This is a genomic window from Actinacidiphila sp. bgisy160, from assembly GCF_057707815.1.
This window is the reverse complement of sequence record NZ_JBYIQW010000011.1, coordinates 54618-73405: the sequence shown is the minus strand read 5'-3', so window position 1 is coordinate 73405 and position 18788 is coordinate 54618. Positions and strand designations below refer to the sequence as shown.

14 protein-coding genes are annotated in these 18788 nt (G+C 74.2%); 9 read left to right on the top strand and 5 right to left on the bottom strand.

Annotated features, from left to right (window positions below):
* Positions 1-62: 62 nt before the first annotated feature.
* Positions 63-1076, bottom strand: a complete 1014-nt coding sequence (gene gmd / locus AC3EUJ_RS12480) for a GDP-mannose 4,6-dehydratase (RefSeq protein WP_431961179.1) — start codon at positions 1074-1076, stop codon at positions 63-65.
* A 95-nt stretch (positions 1077-1171) separates the two neighbouring features.
* On the opposite strand from gmd, the gene AC3EUJ_RS12475 reads away from it, so the two are divergent.
* Complete coding sequence (locus tag AC3EUJ_RS12475) at positions 1172-2122, top strand: GDP-L-fucose synthase family protein (protein WP_431961178.1); 951 nt, start codon at positions 1172-1174, stop codon at positions 2120-2122.
* Between the two features lie 3 nt (positions 2123-2125).
* Here AC3EUJ_RS12475 and AC3EUJ_RS12470 read toward each other — a convergent pair whose 3' ends face one another.
* Positions 2126-3607 carry a sugar transferase gene (locus AC3EUJ_RS12470; protein ID WP_431961177.1) on the bottom strand — a complete coding sequence of 494 codons (1482 nt, stop codon included), beginning with the start codon at positions 3605-3607 and terminating at the stop codon, positions 2126-2128.
* 400 nt (positions 3608-4007) lie between these two features.
* Between AC3EUJ_RS12470 and AC3EUJ_RS12465 the strand changes: the two genes are divergently transcribed.
* Both AC3EUJ_RS12465 and AC3EUJ_RS12460 read left to right on the top strand, forming a co-directional pair.
* A complete protein-coding gene (locus AC3EUJ_RS12465; RefSeq protein WP_431961176.1) occupies positions 4008-5738 on the top strand; it encodes an ABC transporter transmembrane domain-containing protein in 1731 nt (576 codons plus the stop codon).
* Positions 5735-7570: an ABC transporter ATP-binding protein gene (locus AC3EUJ_RS12460; RefSeq protein ID WP_431961175.1), complete on the top strand. Its 1836-nt coding sequence runs from the start codon at positions 5735-5737 to the stop codon at positions 7568-7570. The genes AC3EUJ_RS12465 and AC3EUJ_RS12460 overlap by 4 nt, the downstream gene beginning before the upstream one ends.
* 48 nt (positions 7571-7618) lie before the next feature.
* On the opposite strand, the gene AC3EUJ_RS12455 is transcribed toward AC3EUJ_RS12460, so the two are convergent.
* A complete protein-coding gene (locus AC3EUJ_RS12455; protein ID WP_431961174.1) occupies positions 7619-8875 on the bottom strand; it encodes an MFS transporter in 1257 nt (418 codons plus the stop codon).
* Positions 8876-9352: 477 nt separating this feature from the next.
* On the opposite strand from AC3EUJ_RS12455, the gene AC3EUJ_RS12450 reads away from it, so the two are divergent.
* Entirely contained in the window at positions 9353-10345 is a 993-nt protein-coding gene (locus tag AC3EUJ_RS12450) for a small ribosomal subunit Rsm22 family protein (protein WP_431961173.1), read from the top strand.
* Between the two features lie 227 nt (positions 10346-10572).
* Here the strand turns inward: AC3EUJ_RS12450 and AC3EUJ_RS12445 are convergent, their stop codons facing one another.
* The gene (locus AC3EUJ_RS12445) at positions 10573-12105 is read right to left on the bottom strand and encodes a phytoene desaturase family protein (RefSeq protein ID WP_431961243.1); all 1533 of its coding nucleotides are present in this window, start codon (positions 12103-12105) and stop codon (positions 10573-10575) included.
* Positions 12106-12136: 31 nt separating this feature from the next.
* Positions 12137-12952 (bottom strand): dimethylargininase, encoded by an 816-nt coding sequence (gene ddaH, locus AC3EUJ_RS12440; RefSeq protein WP_431961172.1) that lies wholly within the window; start codon positions 12950-12952, stop codon positions 12137-12139.
* 161 nt (positions 12953-13113) lie between these two features.
* On the opposite strand from ddaH, the gene AC3EUJ_RS12435 reads away from it, so the two are divergent.
* The 5 genes from AC3EUJ_RS12435 (at position 13114) to AC3EUJ_RS12415 (ending at position 18781) form a co-directional block, all read left to right on the top strand.
* On the top strand, positions 13114-14019 hold the full coding sequence (locus AC3EUJ_RS12435; protein ID WP_431961171.1) for a LysR family transcriptional regulator: 906 nt from the start codon (positions 13114-13116) through the stop codon (positions 14017-14019).
* A 99-nt stretch (positions 14020-14118) separates the two neighbouring features.
* Positions 14119-14682, top strand: a complete 564-nt coding sequence (locus AC3EUJ_RS12430) for a cysteine dioxygenase family protein (RefSeq protein ID WP_431961170.1) — start codon at positions 14119-14121, stop codon at positions 14680-14682.
* Positions 14683-14753: 71 nt separating this feature from the next.
* Positions 14754-15806, top strand: coding sequence for a YeiH family protein (locus AC3EUJ_RS12425; protein ID WP_431961169.1), 1053 nt, complete (start codon positions 14754-14756; stop codon positions 15804-15806).
* Between the two features lie 54 nt (positions 15807-15860).
* Positions 15861-17243, top strand: a complete 1383-nt coding sequence (locus AC3EUJ_RS12420) for a serine hydrolase domain-containing protein (RefSeq protein WP_431961168.1) — start codon at positions 15861-15863, stop codon at positions 17241-17243.
* Between the two features lie 791 nt (positions 17244-18034).
* Positions 18035-18781, top strand: a complete 747-nt coding sequence (locus tag AC3EUJ_RS12415; protein ID WP_431961167.1) for a bifunctional DNA primase/polymerase — start codon at positions 18035-18037, stop codon at positions 18779-18781.
* Positions 18782-18788: the final 7 nt, after the last annotated feature.

The window sequence follows — 18788 nt, the reverse complement described above, 5'->3', positions numbered from 1 at the left end:
GTGTGCACTCATGGCTTGGCTGGATGACGCCGGGGATCGACGCGACGCGGCCCCAGACGGGTTCAGCGGTCGATGCGCACGGTCACGCCGGCGAGCTGGTCCTCGACCTGCTTGCGGTCGGCGTCGACCATGATCCGGGCCAGTTCCTCGACCCGCACGGAGGGTTTCCAGCCGAGCAGTTCCTCCGCCTTGCTGGCGTCGCCGATCAGAGCGTCGACCTCGCTGGGACGCTCGTACTTGGGGTCGTAGCGGACGTACTCCGCCCAGTCGAGGCCCACGTGCCCGAAGGCGGTCTCCACGAACTGCCGCACGGTGGCCGCCTCGCCGGTGGCGACCACATAGTCGTCCGGCTCGTCGCGCTGCAGCATCCGCCACATCGCGTCGACGTACTCCGGGGCGTAGCCCCAGTCGCGGACGGCGTCGAGGTTGCCCAGGTAGAGCCGGTCCTGCAGACCGGCCTTGATGCGGGCGACGGCGCGGGTGATCTTGCGGGTCACGAAGGTCTCACCGCGGCGCGGGGACTCGTGGTTGAACAGGATGCCGTTGACCGCGAACATGTCGTACGCCTCGCGGTAGTTGACCGTCGCCCAGTAGCCGTAGACCTTGGCGCAGCCGTACGGGCTGCGGGGGTGGAAGGGCGTCCGCTCGTTCTGCGGCGGCGGGGCGGCGCCGAACATCTCGGAGGAGGAGGCCTGGTAGATCCGGGTCTCCACCCCACTGGCCCGTACCGCTTCCAGCAGCCGCATCGAGCCGAGCCCGGTGACGTCCCCGGTGTAGAGCGGGGCGTCGAAGGACACGCGGACATGGGACTGGGCGCCCAGGTTGTAGACCTCGTCGGGCCGCAGGTCGCGCAGGAGGTTCACCAGGGCCACGCCGTCGGAGAGGTCGGCGTGGTGGAGCACGAAGGAGCGGTTCGCCTCCTGCGGCCCCTGGTAGATGTGGTCGATCCGCTCGGTGTTGAAGCTGGACGACCGCCTGACGAGGCCGTGCACGGTGTACCCCTTGCCCAGCAGCAGCTCCGCCAGATAGGAGCCGTCCTGGCCGGTCACACCGGTGATCAGGGCACTCTTGCCCATGCGATCTCCCCCCTTGGGTCGGTTATGTTTCTTTTGCGTACTGATGTTTGGAATCACCCCCGGTGGGGCGAACCCTGCTGGCAGAATCCGCTTCCATGAGCGAAGCGAACGCACTGCTGCCCGACCGCGCCCGGATCTTCGTCGCGGGCCACCGTGGCCTGGTCGGATCGGCGTTGACCCGACGGCTCGCCGCCGACGGGCACGAGGTGATCACCCGTGGCCGCGGGGAACTCGATCTGCGTGACGCGGCGCGCACCGAGGCGTTCCTGAAGGAGCAGCGGCCCGACGCGGTGGTGCTGGCGGCCGCCAAGGTCGGCGGCATCATGGCCAACAGCACCTACCCGGTGCAGTTCCTCGAGGACAACCTGCGCATCCAGCTGAGCGTGATCGCCGGGGCGCACGCGGCCGGGGTGGGCCGGCTGCTCTTCCTCGGCTCCTCGTGCATCTACCCGAAGCACGCGCCGCAGCCGATCCACGAGGACGCACTGCTCACCGGCCCGCTGGAGCCGACCAACCAGGCGTACGCACTCGCCAAGATCGCCGGCATCGTCCAGGTGCAGTCCTACCGGCGGCAGTACGGCGCCTCGTTCGTGTCCGCGATGCCCACCAACCTGTACGGCCCCGGGGACAACTTCGACCTCGAGACCTCGCACGTGCTGCCCGCGCTCATCCGCCGTTTCCACGAGGCGCGCCGCGACGGCGCCCCCGAGGTGGTGCTGTGGGGCTCCGGCAGCCCGCGCCGGGAGTTCCTGCACGTCGACGACCTCGCCGCCGCGTGCGCGGTGCTGCTGCGCTGCTACGACGGCGAGGAGCCGGTCAACATCGGTTGTGGCGCCGACCTGACGATCCGTGAACTGGCCGAGATCGTACGGGAGGTCACCGGCTACGAGGGTGCCATCGCCTGGGACACCTCCAAGCCCGACGGCACCCCGCGCAAGCTGCTGGACATCTCCCGCCTCTCCGCGCTCGGCTGGAAGCCGGCGATCCCGCTGCGGGACGGGATCGCCGCCACGTACCGCTGGTGGAGGGACGATCGCGCTGCCTGACATTCAGTACGCTCCGCGGCCGTCCACGACGGCCCGGAACGTGCGGGCCATCACGTCGACGTCGCTGGTGAAGGTCCAGTTGTCGACGTACCGGAGGTCGAGCTGCAGCGTTTCGTCCCAGGAGAGGTCCGAGCGCCCGCTGACCTGCCACAGGCCCGTCAGGCCGGGCTTCACCGACAGCCGGCGCAGGGCGACCTCGTCGTAGCGGGCGACCTCGTCCGGCAGCGGGGGACGCGGGCCGACCAGCGACATCTCGCCCCGCAACACATTGATCAGTTGCGGCAGTTCGTCCAGCGAGCAGCGGCGCAGGATCCGCCCGACCCGCGTGACGCGCGGGTCGCGGCGCAGCTTGAACATCAGGCCGTCGTTCTCGTTGGCGGAGGCCAGCTCGGGCTTGCGGTCGTCGGCGTCCGTCACCATCGTGCGGAACTTCCACATGGTGAAGGGCACGCAGTCCAGCCCATGCCGGATCTGCTGGTAGAACACGGGCCCCTTGGAGCCCAGCCGGATCGCCGCCGCGATGAGGCCGAACAGCGGGGAGAGCAGCAGCAGTCCGACGGCGGCCCCGGCGCGGTCCAGCACCTCCTTCAGGCCCACCTGGAAACCGCGCCGCAGCGGCGGGCTGATGTGCAGCAGGGTGAGCCCGGCGGCGGAGGTGAGCTCCACCCTGCGTACCGCCACGTCGGTCAGGCCCGGGAGCACGGCCAGCGGGATGCCGGCGTCGTGCACGGCCCACGACAGCCGCCGCAGGCGTTCGCCGGCCATCCGCGGGCCGGGCGCGACCAGCACCAGGTCGGCGCCGAGCTCCCGGGCCGCGGTCAGCACCGCGCCGGAGTCGGCGCTCGGCCGCGCCGGTGCCAGTGACTCCAGCCGGGCGGCCACGGGCGCGCCGCACTCCAGGTTGGCCAGGCCCACCGGGATGGTGCCGACCACGACGTACTCGTGGTCGGTGCGCGCGGCCAGCTGGTCGACGACGTAGTCGGCCGCGCTCGGCTCGCCGATCACCAGGACGCGGCGCACCGCGTGCGCCTCGCGGCGGGAGGCCAGCAGATGACGGTAGGTCAGTTTGCGGCAGGCGGTGGTCAGCAGCAGACCCGGGGTGAGGGCGAGCAGCGCCACGTACGGTTCGGAGTGCTCGCCGAGCAGCGCGCGGACCACCGCGAGCACGCCGAGCAGGACCAGCCAGTCGTAGAGCACGGACAGCCCGCTGCGCGACTCGCCGAGCGCGCGCTGGCCGTACCGGCGGCGGGCGATCTGGACGGTCGGCCAGGCGGCCGCGGCGGTCACGGCGCACAGCACGGGATGTGGCTGGAGCGTGGCGTCGAAGACGACTCCCACCGGGAGCGCGACCCCCACCGCGTCCGTGACGAGCGCCGCCGGCAGGTACCAGCGGGCCTTGTCGCTCAGCCCGCGCGGGGCGGCCGTACGGCCGGGCGCGGGGGACGTATCTATCGGGACTGAATTGGGTATACCGACACGCCGCATGGACCCCCCTGGCACAACGCGACAAAAGTGGGCACACCCGCTACTTCCCCAAGTAGCCGTGCGCCGTAATAACCCGGAACGCTATGCCAAACAGTTGTGTGTTCGCTGCGGTTTACGAAATTTCGGAGGCCAGTTGTCCTGAAGTTCACATACGGCTTGATCTGTCCGCTCAGTGGCCCTGTGATGTGGTAATGCGCCGTCTGCGGAGCGTTCCTGATTGTGCGGGGTCGCGGGCGCCCTGTACACCCCCGGACGCGCTCCGGTGGGCGGTTCGTGCGCCCCCTGGCCATGGTGCGGTACGCCCCGGCACTTCGTATACGGGCGCGCGCGGGTGGAACCGCTCATTCCGGGCGGGTGGGCGGGTGACGGAGCGGGCGGACCGGGTCAGTATGGTGTGGCCATGCCAGGAAGCCGCATCGCTCCCGCCCCGAGACACATCGGCAGTCCGGTCCGGTTCCTGTGGTGGCTGGTCGTCAGCCAGCGCCGCCGCGTGGTGCTCGGGGCGCTGCTGGGCAGCACGTGGATGGCGAGCCTGGCCCTCTCGCCGTACCTGCTGTCGCGCGCGGTCGACGACGGCCTGCGCGCGCACGACCACGGTGCCCTCGCCGGCTGGGCCGCGGCCATCCTCGCCGGCAGCGCGGGCACGGCGTGGCTCGGCGTCGCGCGGCACCGGACGATGACCAAGGTCCGGATGGACGCCTCTTTCCGCACAGTCCGGGTCACCGTCGCGCACGCGACGCGCCTCGGTGCCACCCTGCCGCGCCGGGTCACGGCGGGCGAGGTCGTCGCCATCGGCATGAGCGACGTGCAGGCCATCGCGCAGTCGCTGACCGTGACCGGACCCGGGGTCGGCGCCGTCGTCGCGTACGTCGCCGTCGCGGTGCTCCTGCTGTCCATATCCCCGCTGCTCGCGGTCGTGGTGCTGGCCGGGGTGCCGCTGCTCGCCCTCACCGTCGGGCCCCTGCTGCGCCGGCTGCAGGGGGTCGGCACCGGCTACCGTGAACAACAGGGCGCGCTGACCGCGCGGTTGGTCGACGTGGTGACCGGACTGCGGGTGCTGGGCGGCCTCGGCGGCAAGGACGCGTACGCCGCGCGCTACCGCCGCGACTCCGCGGACCTGCGCGAGCAGGGGTACCGGGTCGGCGCCGTGACCAGCTGGGTCGGCGCCCTCGGCAACGGCCTCCCCGCGCTCTTCCTCGCGGTGGTGACCTGGCTGGCCGCGCGGATGGCCGCACAGGGCTCGCTCAGCGTCGGCGACCTCGTCGCCGTCTACGGCTACGTCGCCGTGCTGGTGATCCCGGTGGCGTTCTTCATCGAGGGCGGCGCCGATCTCGCCCGGGCCACCGTCGCCGCACGGCGGGTCATCCGCTTCCTCGCCCTGCGGCCCGAACACGCCGACGACCCGGACGCCCCGGGGCGGGTCACCGCCCACCTCCCGGACGGGCCCGCCGTGCTGCGCGACCCCGGCTCCGGAGTGGAGGTCCGCCCCGGGCTGCTGACCGCGCTCGCCGCCACCCGCCCCGAGGACGCCGTCGCCGTCGTCGACCGGCTCGGCCGGTTCGCCCCCTCCGACGCGACCTGGGGCGACGTCCGGCTGCACGCCGTCTGCGTGGAGGCGCTCCGCGACCGCGTCCTCGTCGCGGACAACGAGGCCGACCTCTTCGCCGGCACGGTCCGCGAGGTCGTCGCCGGACGCCACGAGCCGGCCGACGACGCGATCCGCGCGGCCGTCCACGCCGCCGTCGCCGACGACGTCGTCGACGCCCTCCCCGACGGCCTCGACTCCGCCGTCGCCGCCCAGGGCCGCAACCTCTCCGGCGGCCAGCGCCAGCGGCTGCGGCTCGCCCGCGCCCTGCACGCCGCCCCGGACACCCTGCTCGCCGTCGAACCCACCTCCGCCGTCGACGCGCACACCGAGGCCGCGATGGCCGCACGGCTGCGCGCCGCGCGGCAGGGCCGCACCACCCTGGTCACCACGACGTCGCCGCTCGTGCTCGAACAGGCCGACGTCGTCGTGTTCGTCGTCGACGGCAAGGCGGCCGCCACCGGCACGCACCACCACCTGCTGCGCGACGAGCCCGGTTACCGGGCACTGGTGGCGCGCGGCACGGGTGAGGAGGCCGGAAGGTGACGGGGGTGCTGCCGGTCGCCGACCGCGCCCGGGTCCGTCGCGCCGCGTTCGGCGAACTGCGCGCCGAACGGCGCGCGTTCGCCGGAGTGCTCGCGCTCAACGCGCTCGCCGCGGCCGCCGGACTCGCCGGGCCGCGGCTGCTCGGCGCGATCGTCGACACCGTCAAGGACGCGCCCGGCCGCGCCGCCCTCGCCGCCGTGGACCGGCTGGCGCTCGCCATCGCCGCCTGCACGGTGCTGCAGATCCTGCTCTCCCGTCAGGCCCTGCGGGCCGGCGCCCGCTTCGGCGAGCGCACCGCGGCCCGGATTCGCGAGCGCTTCCTCGACCGTACGCTCGCGCTGCCCGCCGCCACCGTCGAACGGGTCCCCACCGGCGATCTGGTCGCACGCGGCACCACCGACGTCACCGCCGTCGCCGTCACGCTGCGCGACGCGGTGCCCGAGGTCCTCATCTCCTGCGTCCAGGTGCTGTTCGTCGTCGGCGCCGTCGTCCTGCTCGACCCGCTGCTCGGACTGTGCGGCCTGGCCGGCATGACAGTGATGGCGGTCGCCCTGCGCTGGTACCTGCGCCGGGCCCGCGCCGCCTACCTGGCCGAGGGCGAGGCCAACTCGGCGCTCGCCGAGGAACTCGCGGCCACGGCGGGCGGGGCCCGCACCGTCGAGGCGCTCGGCCTGCAGGAACGCCGCGTCGCGACGGCCGAGGCCGCCGTCGCGCAGGCCCGCCGCACCCGGCTGCGCACGCTCTGGCTGCGCACGGTGCTCTTCCCCGCCGTGGACGTCTCCTACACGCTGCCGGTGGTGTGCGTCCTGCTGGCCGGCGGCGCGCTGCACGCCCGGGGTGCCGTCTCCCTCGGCACCGTGATCGCCTCCGCGATCTACCTGCGGCAGATGGCCGGGCCGCTGGACAACCTGCTGCTGTGGGTGGAGCACCTGCAGGGCAGCGCCGCCTCGTACGCCCGCGTCGAGGGCCTGGCCATGGTCCCCGGGGCCGGGCCGCCCACCACGGACGTGCCCGCCGACGACCGCATCGAGGTGGTGGACGTCCGGTACGCGTACGGCCACGGCGGCGATGTGCTGCACGGCGTCCACCTGGACGTACGGCCCGGGGAACGGCTCGCCGTGGTCGGCCCGTCCGGGGCCGGCAAGTCCACCCTCGGCCGGCTGCTCGCGGGCGTCGACCGGCCGCGCAGCGGCACCGTCACCGTCGGCGGTGTGCCGGTCGCCGACCTCGCCCCGGACGACCTGCGCCGCCAGGTCGTCCTGGTCACCCAGGAACACCACGTCTTCCACGGCACGCTCCGCGACAACCTCCTCATCGCGAAACCGGCCGCCGGCGACACCGAGCTGCGCGCCGCGCTCGCCGCCGTCGACGCCGGCTGGGCCGGTGAACTGCCCGGCGGTCTCGACACCGAACTCGGCGGTGGCGCCCACCGCCTCGACGGCGCCCAGGCGCAGCAACTCGCCCTGGCCCGGGTCGTGCTGGCCGACCCGCACACCCTGATCCTGGACGAGGCCACCGCACTGCTCGACCCCACGACGGCGCGCAGCACAGAGCGTGCCCTCGCCGGTGTCCTGCGGGGCCGTACGGTCATCGCCATCGCCCACCGGCTGCAGACCGCACACGACGCGGACCGCGTCGCCGTCATGGACCGCGGTGTGGTCACCGAGCTCGGCACCCACCACGACCTGGTGGCCGGCGGTGGGGCCTACGCCGCCCTCTGGCGTTCCTGGCACGGCACGACGGACACCCCGGACACGACGGACACGCCGGAGCGCCGGGACGGAACACCCGGCCGGCCGGCCGCTTGCGCCGGTCCACAGGGGCCACCGTGATGACACCGTCCGGCTCGCCGTCCCACTCCGACGGCAGCCCGACGGGGTTCAGGTCGTGGCGGGCTTGCCCGAGGGCTCGGCCTCCTTCCCAGCCCCTGCCCCGCCGGCGGCCGCGGAGGGCAGTGCGCGCCAGGGCAGCAGCAGGGCGCTGGCCAGGCACAGCACGCCCGCGACGACGATCGCCAGGCGGACACCTCCCACTGCGGCGACGGCGCCGCCGGCCAGCATGGACAGCGGCTGGGCCGTCCTGGATCCCACCGACCACGCGGTGACGACCCGGGTCATGACGGCGTCGTCCGTCGCGGCCATGCGGTACGTCGTGAAGGAGGGGTTGAAGACACCGGCGGCCAGCAGCAGGAAGGTGTTGGCGGTGATCAGGACGACGGGCCCGAGGGAGCCGGAAGGTGCCCAGGCGAGCAGCAGCAGCCAGGGCGTGCGCAGGACCCCGAACAGGAGCAGCACCCGGTGCGGGCCGAGCCGGCCGGTCAGCGGGGCGGTGAGGCGGGAGCCCAGGACGCCGCCGAGGCAGGGCAGTCCGAGCGCCAGGCCGTACTGCCAGGGAGCGAAGCGCAGTTCGCGGAGCATCAGGACGGTCAGCAGCGGGCTGCTCATCATGATGGCCCCGCCGAAGAGCATGGCGTTCCAGAACAGCGGCCGCAGTCCGCGGTGCCCCAGGACGTAGGTCCAGCCGGCCATCAGCTCCCGGCCGCGGCCGTGCGACCGGGACCGTGCCGGGGGCACCGGTTCGGGGCGGCGGATCCGGCGGACGCCCAGGGCGGACAGCAGGAAGGAGAACGCGTCCACGGCCAGCGAGACCGTCGTCCCGAAGGCGGTGACGAGCAGCCCGCCGATCGGCGGCCCCGCGCTCTGGCTGAGCCAGTTGGTGGTCTCCAGCCGCGAGGCCGCCCGGAGGCGCTCCGCCGGCGGGACGAGGCCCTTGAGGTGCGCGGTGCTCGCCGCGCCGAACACGATGGCCGCGGCCGACTGGAAGACACCCACCAGGCACAGCTGCGCGAAGGTGAGCACGCCGAGGGCGGCCGCGACCGGGACGCTGAGCAGCACGAGGCAGCGGACCAGATCGGCGGTGATCATGACCGGCCTTTTGCGGCGGTGCTCCACGTGGCCGCCCAGGGGGAGGGCGATGGCGGCGCCCGCGAGCGCCGACAGGGCCGCGAGGAGGGAGACCTGGAAGGTCGTGACGTCCAGCGCCAGCACGGCCACCAATGGCAGGGCCCCGGAGCCGACCGCGCTCCCCGCCGCGCTCACCGCGTAGGCGCCCCACAGCCGGCCGAAGTCTCGGCGCATGTCATCCGATTGATCATCCGGCGAGGTCATGACGGCAGAGCCTAGGGGTCACCGACGACAACGCGGCGGATGCGTGGGCCGGATGGCACGACGCCGCGAGGATCCGGACCGACGCAACCCCCGGGCCTGCCCCAGGGGTTCCGTCGGTCCCGGACGATCACCCTGGCGTGGCCGCCGAGACCGAGGCCGAGCAGGACCCGGCGGACCCGGCCGACCCGCCGCAGGACCTCATCCCCGTCCGCCGCGTCATCGACCTCCAGGTCGAGGTGGCAGCGGCCCTCGCCGGTCCAGGCGCCGGTGATCTCACCGTCGTCCCCGAACGCGGCCTCCTGCGCCTCCTCGGCCTCGTCCGGTCGAGGGGGGCAGCGGTGAGCACGATCTCCAGGAACATCGCGCGACCTCCTGCCGACCGGGTGCCGGAGCACCCTGCCGGCGACCGCGCCGGCCCGCTCCGGGCGGGCCTTACCCTTGATCCTTGTGTCCTCTCTGCAATCCGCCCTCGCCGGTCTCCTCGACGGGCTCCCGCCCGGCCGTGCCGCCCAGGCCGTCGACCGGCTGATCGCCACCTACCGGGGGCGCACCCCCAGCAGCACCCCGATCCTCCGCGACCGCTCCGACGTCGCCGCATACGCGGCGTACCGCATGCCGGCCACCCACGCCGCGGTCGGCGCGGCGCTGGCGGAGTTCCGGGCCCGGGCGGGGGAGTGGGCCCCGGCCGGCCACCTGGACGTGGGCGGCGGGACCGGCGCCGCGACCTGGGCGGTCGCCGACGCCTGGGAGGACGGCACGCACACCAGCACCGTCCTCGACTGGTCGGACGCGGCGCTCTCGCTCGGCCGTGAGCTGGCCGCGGGCTCGGAGCACGCGGCGGTGCGGGACGCGCGCTGGCAGAAGACGCCGCTGGGCGGCGGGGCCCGGCTGCCGGAGGCGGACCTGGTCACGCTGTCGTACGTCATCGGCGAGCTCACCGGACCCGACCGCGACGCGGTCGTCGCCGAGGCCGCCAGGGCGGCGCGCGGCGCCGTGCTCATCGTCGAGCCGGGCACCCCCGACGGCTACGCGCGGATCCTCGCGGCGCGCGCGAGGCTCGTCGCGGACGGCTTCCACGTTCTCGCTCCCTGCCCCCACGACGGCACGTGCCCGGTGCAGGCCCCGGACTGGTGCCACTTCGCGGCGCGGGTCGCCCGGACCTCACTGCACCGGCAGGTCAAGGGGGGCTCCCTCCCGTACGAGGACGAGAAGTTCAGCTACGTCGCCGCGGCCCGCTTCCCCGCGGCGCGGCACGGCTCACCGGACCGGGTGGTCCGGCACCCGCAGATCCGCAAGGGGCAGGTCCTCGTCGACCTGTGCACGGTCGAGGACGGCCTGCGCCGCGACACCGTCACCAAGCGGCACGGGCCGCTGTACCGCGCCGCCCGCGACGTCACCTGGGGCGACACGTGGCCGCCTCCTCCGGCGGAGCCGGAGTAACCCCGGGGCGGGCCGCCGGACAAGGCCGATGCGCCGGGTCCGGGGAGCGACCGCCTGTCGTCGGCGGGCGGTGGGCGGCGGATGGTGGCTCGCCGGACCGCGTGGTGCGGCGCCGGCAGTTGCGCGACCTCGTCCGGGACGACGTGCGGCCGGTGCCCCGGGTGCGCGGAGCGGCTCGCCTGCCGGGGAGCCGTCGCGCACCGCGCAGGCCGCACCCCGCCGTGCGTTCAGCGGCCGCCCAGCACCGCCATGGCCGCGTTGTGGCCGGGGACGCCGCTGACCCCGCCGCCGCGCACCGCGCCCGCCCCGCACAGCAGGACGTTCGCGTGCGCGGTCCCCACGCCCCAGGCGCCGCCGCCCGACTCCGCGTAGGGGAAGGCCAGGTCCCGGTGGAAGATGTGCCCGCCGGGCAGGCCGACCTCCCGCTCCAGGTCGAGCGGCGACTTCGCCTCGATGCACGGCCGCCCGTCCGCGTCCACCGCCAGGCAGTCCGCCAGCGGCTCCGCCAGCACCGCGTCCAGCTGCGCCAGGGTGGCCTTGAGCAGGGTCTCCTTCGCCTGCGCGGGGTCGTCCGTGAACAGCCGCGCCGGGGCGTGCAGCCCGAAGAGGGTCAGGGTGTGCACGCCCTGGGCGGCGAGCTCGGGGGAGAGGATCGAGGGGTCGGTCAGCGAGTGGCAGTAGATCTCGGAGGGCGGCGCCGTGGGCACCGCGCCCTCGGCCGCCTCGCGGTAGGCCCGGTCCAGCTGGGTGTACGACTCGGCGATGTGGAAGGTGCCGGCGAAGGCGTCGCGCGGGTCCACCGCCGTGTCGCGCAGCCGTGGCAGCCGCCGCAGCAGCATGTTCACCTTGAGCTGGGCGCCCTCCGGCTTGTCCGGGGGCGCCTCCCCCAGCAGTTCGGCCAGGGCGTACGGGGAGGCGTTGACCAGCACGTGGCCCGCGCCCACCAGGCCGCCCTCGAAGGACACCTCGGCCCGGGTGCCGTCGGTCTCGACGGCCGTGACCTCGGTCCCGGTCACGATCTCCGCACCGGCCGCCCGCGCCGCGTCCGCCAGCGCGTCGGTGAGGGCGCCCATGCCGCCGACGGGCACGTCCCAGTCCCCCGTGCCGCCGCCGATGACGTGGTAGAGGAAGCAGCGGTTCTGCAGCAGGGAGGGGTCGTGCGCGTGGCTGAAGGTGCCGATCAGGGCGTCGGTCAGCACCACGCCGCGCACCACGTCGTCCTCGAAGACGGACTCGACGGTCTCGCCCAGCGGCCGTTCGAACAGCGCCGACCAGGCCTCCGCGTCGTCCACGGTCCGCTCCAGCTCGGCCCGGGAGGGCAGCGGCGCGGTCAGCGTCGGAAAGACGCGCTCGGCGACCCGCTGCGTCATGCCGTAGAAGCGCTGCCAGGCCTCGAAGTCGCGGTCGGAGCCGGTCAGCCGGACGAAACTCTCGCGGGTCGCGGAGGGCGACTCGGCGTCGACGAGGAGGCCGCCGTCGCCGTGCGGGGTGTACGAGGAGATGCGGCGGCGCCGGACGGCGAAACGCAGCCCCAGGTCGTCGACGATCTTCCGGGGCAGCAGGCTCACCAGGTACGAGTAGCGGGACAGCCGTGCGTCCAGACCGGTGAACGCCCGCGTGGAGACGGCGGCGCCGCCGGTGTCCGGCAGCCGCTCCAGCAGCAGCACGGAGCGGCCGGCGCGGGCGAGGTAGGCGGCGGCGACCAGGCCGTTGTGGCCGCCGCCGACGATCACGACGTCGTACGAGGTGCGGAGGGGCAGCTGCTGCGACATGCGCCCTTTCGTATCACGGTCAGTCGCGCAGCTCCATGGTGCAGCACTTCACACTGCCTCCGGCCTTGTGCAGTTCGGACATGTCCACCGGCACCGGCTCGAAGCCGCGCTCGCGCAGCCGCCGCAGCAGCCCGGTGGCCCCGGAGGGGATCAGGACGTGCAGGCCGTCGCTGACGCTGTTCAGGCCGAAGGCCGTGGCGTCCTGGCGGGTGGCGGTCAGCGCGTCGGGGAAGAGCCGGCGGAGCACCGCGCGGCTGCCGGGGGAGAAGGCGTCCGGATAGTACATGATCTCGTCGCCGGCGAGCACGCACAGCGCCGTGTCGAGGTGGTAGAAGTGCGGGTCGGTGAGCTCCAGGCCGATGACGGGGCGGCCGAAGAACTCCTGGAGCTCGGCGTGCGACAGCGGGCTGCTGCGGAACCCCTTCCCGGCCAGCAGCCAGCTCTCGGTGACGGCGAAGTCCCCCTCGCCCTCGTTGACGTGGTGCGGGTCGTGCACCTCGCCGTAGCCGCGGCCCAGGAACCACTCGCGGTGCGCGGGCGCCTCCGCGGCCCGTTCGGCGTTGGCGAAGCGGGCCCCGAAGACCCGGCCGTCGACCACGGTGGCGCCGTTGGCGGCGAAGACCATGTCCGGCAGGCCCGGCAGCGGCTCCAGGACGTCCACCGTGTGCCCCAGCGAGCGGTAGCGGTCGCGGAGGTCCTCCCACTGGAGCAGGGCGAGCGCGGGGTCGACCGGCTTCGTGGGGTCCATCCAGGGGTTGATGGAGTACGTGACGCGGAAGTACGTGGGAGGACACATCAGATACCGGCGGTACGAGGCGGTTCGCGCTGCGCTCAATGAAGGCTCCTCGCGGTGTGGTTGAGGCCGTAGAGACATGGTGGACCCGCAGCGGACGCCACGCACCGGATTGCGGACGCAAACACCTCCCGGCGCAGCGGTCCCAGAAGCACCAGAGGGCCCCGTGCCGGGTTGCCCCAAGTTCCTCTTATGATTCGTAGGTGTTCGATTCCAGACACATCAAGACCTTCCACACCGTGGTCACGGCCGGCTCCTACTCGGCCGCGGCCGCGGCGCTGGGCTACACGCAACCCGCGGTCACCCAGCAGATGAAGGCGCTGGAGCGCTCGGTCGGCACCGCGCTCTTCGTCCGCGTCGGGCGGCGCATGCGGCTGACCGAGGCGGGCGAGGCACTGGCCCGGCACGCCGAGACCATCCTCGACAGCATGTCCGTGGCCTGGGAGCAGATAGGGGCGGTGACCCGGCTGGAGACCGGCCGGGTGAGGCTGTGCGCCTTCCCCAGCGCCAACGCCACCCTGATCCCCGAGGCGCTGGCCCTGCTGGCGGCCGAGCACCCCGGCATACGGGTCGAGCTGCTGGGGGACGAACCGCCCGAGTCGCTGGAGCGGGTCACCCGCGGCGAGTGCGACATCACCCTCGCCTTCACCTATCCCGGACTGCACGAGGCGGTGCCGGACGACCTGGTCGAGATCCCGCTGCTGGAGGACCAGCTCATGGTCCTGATGCCGACCGGGCACCGGCTGGCCAGGTCCCGCTCGGTCAGGCTCCGCGACCTGGCGGACGAACGCTGGATCGCCGGCTGCATGCGCTGCCGGGTCAACTTCCTCCACGAGTGCGCCGAGCTGGGCTTCGCCCCCGACATCGCCTTCGCCACCGACGACAACCTGGTGGTGCAGTCGCTGGTCGCGGAGGGGCTGGGGGTCGCGATGATGCCCGGGCTGGTGCTGTCCTTCATGCGGCTGGACCGGGTCACCGGGCGGCCGCTCGACCCCGTCTCCCGCCGCCGGGTCGCGGCGTACGTGCCGCGCGACCATCTGCGGATCCCGGCCGCGGCGCTGGTGCTCGACGCGCTGCGGACGGTCGCCGAGCGGCGCAGTGGCTGCTGACCCGGGCCCCTGTCCGTGCCCCATCCATAAGGAGCGGCGCGGGCAGGGTGAAGGAACTGTCAGTGGACGCGCGGGCCCGCGCGCACGGACGCTGCGGGCATGACCTCCGCGACCGTTCCGGCGCTCTCCGCGCCCACCGCCCGGCTGGCCCGCCTCGTCGACGAGGTGCGCGAGACGGTCGGCCGTGGCCTGCCGCCCGGCCCGACGGCCCATCTGGTGGGCGAACGGCTCGCGCCGTACCTCGGCGCCGCCGGCCTGCTGGCCGACCGGCACACCGAGGGCGACCCGGACCGCTACCGCCAGCACATCCTGCACGCCGAGGAGGACGGCAGCTTCTCGATCGTCGCCCTGGTCTGGCTGCCGGGGCAGCGGACGTCCATCCACGACCACGTCTCGTGGTGCGTCACGGGCGTGCACCAGGGCCAGGAGCACGAGCGCCGCTACCGGCTGGTCCCCGACGGCGACGGCTCCCGCCTCGTCCCGACCCAGGACGTCGTCAACGCCCCGGGCGACGTGTGCGGCTTCGCGCCGCCCGGCGACATCCACGAGGTGTGGAACGGCGGTACCGGCAAGGCCGTATCGCTGCACATCTACGGGGCCGACATCTCCCGTCTGGGCTCCAGCGTGCGGCGGGTCTACCGGCTGCCGGTCGGCGAACGGTGAACCTCCGCACTCACGCGCCCGCCGCCGCCCCGTCGCCCGCCCCCGCGGGAGCGACCCCGGCGGCGCCCGCCGTGACCGCCCCCGCCGGAGGCGGTGCGGGCCGCCGCCGGGCCGCCGCGGCCGTGCTGCCCGGCCTGCTGGTCGCCGCCCTCGGCGCCGCGCTCGCGACCGCGCTGCACCTGCTGCTGCCCGCCGTGCCGGTGCCCACCACCGCCGTCGTCCTCGGCATCGCCGCCGCCAACCTGCCGGGCCTGCGCGCGACCCTGCGCGGCGGGGCCCGGCCCGGACTGACCTTCGCCGGGAAACGGCTGATGCGGGTCGGCATCGTCGTCCTCGGGCTGCAACTGAGCCTCGACGACGTGCTCGGCCTCGGCTGGGCCACGGCCGGCATGGTGGTCGGCGTCGTGGCCGCCACCTTCTGGGGCACCGTCTGGCTCGGCCGCCGCATGGGCCTGCGCGGCGACCAGCCCCTGCTCATCGCCACCGGCTACTCCATCTGCGGTGCCTCCGCCATCGGCGCGGTGAGCCAGGTCACCGGCAGCGACGAGGAGGACGTCGCCGCGTCCGTCGCCCTGGTCACGCTCTGCGGCACCCTGGCCATCGGCGTGCTGCCGCTGCTGCACCACCCGCTCGGCCTGGACGACGTCCAGTTCGGACGCTGGGCCGGGGCCGGCGTGCACGACGTCGGGCAGGTCGTCGCGACGGCCCAGACCGCGGGCCCGGCGGCGCTCGGCGAGGCGGTGCTCGTCAAGCTGATGCGCGTCGCGCTCCTGGCACCGCTGGTCGCCGCGGTCGCCTACTCCCTGCGCAGGCGGCGCGCCGGCTCCGGCACCGCGGGGCCCGATGCCACCGCGTCCGCGCGGCGGACCCCGCTGCTGCCCCTGTTCGTGGTCGGCTTCCTCGTCATGATCGCCGTGCGCGGCACCGGAGTCCTGCCGGCCGACGTGCTCGACGGCGCGCAGCGGTTGCAGCAACTGCTTCTGGCCATGGCCATGGTAGGGCTCGGCAGCATGGTGCACCTGCCCGCGCTCGCGCGGACCGGGCCGCGTGTGGTGGCGGTCGGCCTGATCTCCTGGACCCTCATCGCCACCGTCTCCTACGCCGGAGTGCTCCTGACCAGCTGACGCCCGCGACCGAGCGCCCGGCACCCGCGCCGGGGCGACCTCTAAGGTGAGCGCATGCCGACACCGCACACCGACCCCGACGCCGCCCTGCTCCCCGACACCCGCCGGGCGCTGCTGCACCGCGTCGCGGTCGCCCAGTCCCAGAGCCGTACCCCCTCCCTCGTGGCGGCCGTCGTCCGGGACGGCGAGAACGTGTGGACCGGGGCGCGTTCCTGCGTGGACGGGCACGCCCCGGACGGGGACACCCAGTACCGGATCGGTTCCATCACCAAGACCTTCGTGGCCGTACTGGTGATGCGGCTGCGCGACGCCGGGCGCCTCGGCCTTGACGACCCGGTCGAGAAGCACATCGGCGGCACCCCGGCGGACGGGGTCACCGTGCGCCAACTCCTCACACACACCGCGGGACTGGCCGCGGAGACCCCCGGACCCTGGTGGGAGCGCACGCCCGGCGAGCTGCGCCCGGAGACGGCCGACCTCCTCGGCGGGACCTCGCGGCTGCACCCCGCCGGCGAACGCCACCACTACTCCAACCCCGGGTACGCTCTGCTCGGCGCCGTCGTCGAGGCGCTCCACGACGGCCGGCCCTGGGACGAGGTGCTGACCTCCGAGGTCCTCCAGCCGCTGGGGATGACCCGTACGACGCGCCGCCCGCGTGCCCCGCACGCCGGCGGCTGGGCCGTCCACCCGTACGCCGAGCTGATGATGGCCGAGGCCGTGCAGGACACCGGGCTGATGTCCCCGGCGGGCGAACTGTGGTCGACCGCCGACGACCTGTGCCGCTGGGCGGCCTTCCTCGCCGCGGGCGACGAGCGCGTGCTGGCGCCGGCGACGCTGGAGGAGATGCGGAGGCCGGCCGCGCCGGGCGGCGACCAGGGCCTCGGCGTTCAACTGGCGAAGGCCCCGGGCGACCGGGTGCTGGTGGGCCACGGCGGCTCGATGCCCGGTTTCGTGGCCGGGCTGTGGTGCGACGTCGCCGAGGGCCTCGGCGCGGTCGTCCTCGCCAACTCCACCACCGGCGCCCCGGCCACGACGATCGCCGCCGACCTGCTGCGCCTCGTCGCCGAACGCGAGCCCCGCATCCCCGAGCCCTGGCGGCCGGTCTCCGACCCCGACCCGGAACTGCTCGCCCTCACCGGCCCCTGGTACTGGGGCACCGCCTCCCACGTTCTGCGCCTGCGCACCGGCCGCGACCTGGAACTGGCCGCCCTGTCCGGCACCGCCCGCGGTGCCCGCTTCCGCGCGGAACCGGACGGCACCTGGACCGGCCTGGACGGCTACTACGACGGCGAGACCCTCCGCGCCGTGCGCACCCCCGACGGCGCGGTCAGCCATCTCGACCTCGGCTCCTTCGTCTTCACCCGCACCCCTTACGACCCGACGGCCCCCGTCCCGGGCGGAGTCGACCCCTCGGGCTGGACCTCCCCCCTGGGTTAGCAGCCCCGGTCGTCCTGGGGACCCGCACTGACGGGGACGCCGACGCCGGCGCCGCCGGACGCGAGCCCCCGCGACGCCGGCGGACAGGCTGGTCAGATGAGTCGGGGCTGCCGGGCGCGGGGAACCGTCCCTTCGGGCTCCCGCCGCCGCGCTCACCGGCGTCGGCCGGTATCTCGCCGGGGAGCGCCTGAACCGCGCGCGTGCCTGGGCCGCCCGGCCCTGGCGGAGACGGCACGGCGAGCCCTGGCCGCGGTCGTCGATGAAGACCGAGGTCTCCGCCTCGGTGTGCCGGTCGTGGCTGGCGGAGCGGATGACGGCCGAGAACGGTGCGGTCGCGGAGCCGTGGGCCGGCGTCAAGGGAATCCTCCTGCGTCGGGCCTGCAGGAATCGTCGCGACTCAGGTAGACCTGAGTCGCTGGGTTGCCGACAAGCTGTCGGAAACCCAGGCGAGCGCGGATCGACCTCCCGGGGCGGTCGACGTGCCGTTCCGCGGGTGACAGTGGTCACGGCCGGCGAGGTCGGTGCGGGCCGCGCCGAGACTGCCGCGACCAGCGGCGACGTGGAAAACATAGCTGAATGTCAGCTGAATCCCTCATATGTCATTCCAACTGTTTGCCCCGATATGCGGGGCCGAATCGGCCGGGACGGAGCCGCCCCTCCCCGGGGGACCCGTGTGCGGCCGGAATGCGGACGGGGAGCAGGACGGTTCCAACCATCCGTGGATTCCTCCAACGGCCTTTACCTCGTTACATAAGGTGGAGCAAGGGTTCACGGGCGAGGAAAGGGGCTCGATGGTCACCAAGGGCAGGTTGTCCGACTGGCTGCGCCGCAAGACGGGGGAGCGTGGTGCCGGAGTGGACGGGGCCGCGGTCCGCGCGGCCGCCGGTGGCCGGAACGGGGACGACCTGCGCCGGGACGAGCTCGTGCTGGAGGCCGCGGACGCGGGGCTGCCGCTGGCACCGGCCGCCCATCCGTCGCCCGTCTCGGGCTACCGCTGTTCCTGTGACCGGATCGGCTGTCCCACCCCGGGCACGCACCCCGTCTCGTTCGCCTGGCAGACCCAGGCCACCACGGACCCCGAGCAGGTCAGGCGCTGGCTGCGCACGCACCCGCTGGCCAACTTCATCACCGCCACCGGCATCGCCCACGACGTCCTGGACGTACCCGCAGAGGCGGGCCGGATCGCCCTGGAGCGGCTGGCCGCCGAGGGCTCCGCGGCCGGTCCCGTCGCGGTCACCGACGGGCGGATGCTGTTCTTCACCGCCACCCGTGCCACGGCCGACGAGGACGAGTGGTGGCCCTGCGAACTGGACTGCCACCCGGAGACCCTCGACGAGCACCCGGGACTGCGCTGGCACTGCCGCGCCAGCTATGTGCTGCTCCCGCCCTCGCGGCTGCCCTCCGGCGCCACCGTGGCGTGGGTCACCGGTCACGGCCCGGACCGGGCGCTGCCCGACCCGCTGCCGCTGCTCGGGGTGCTGACCGACGCCTGCGCCCAGATCGAGCCCGAGCCCGAGACGGCAGGCTGGCTGCACTGACCCCGGC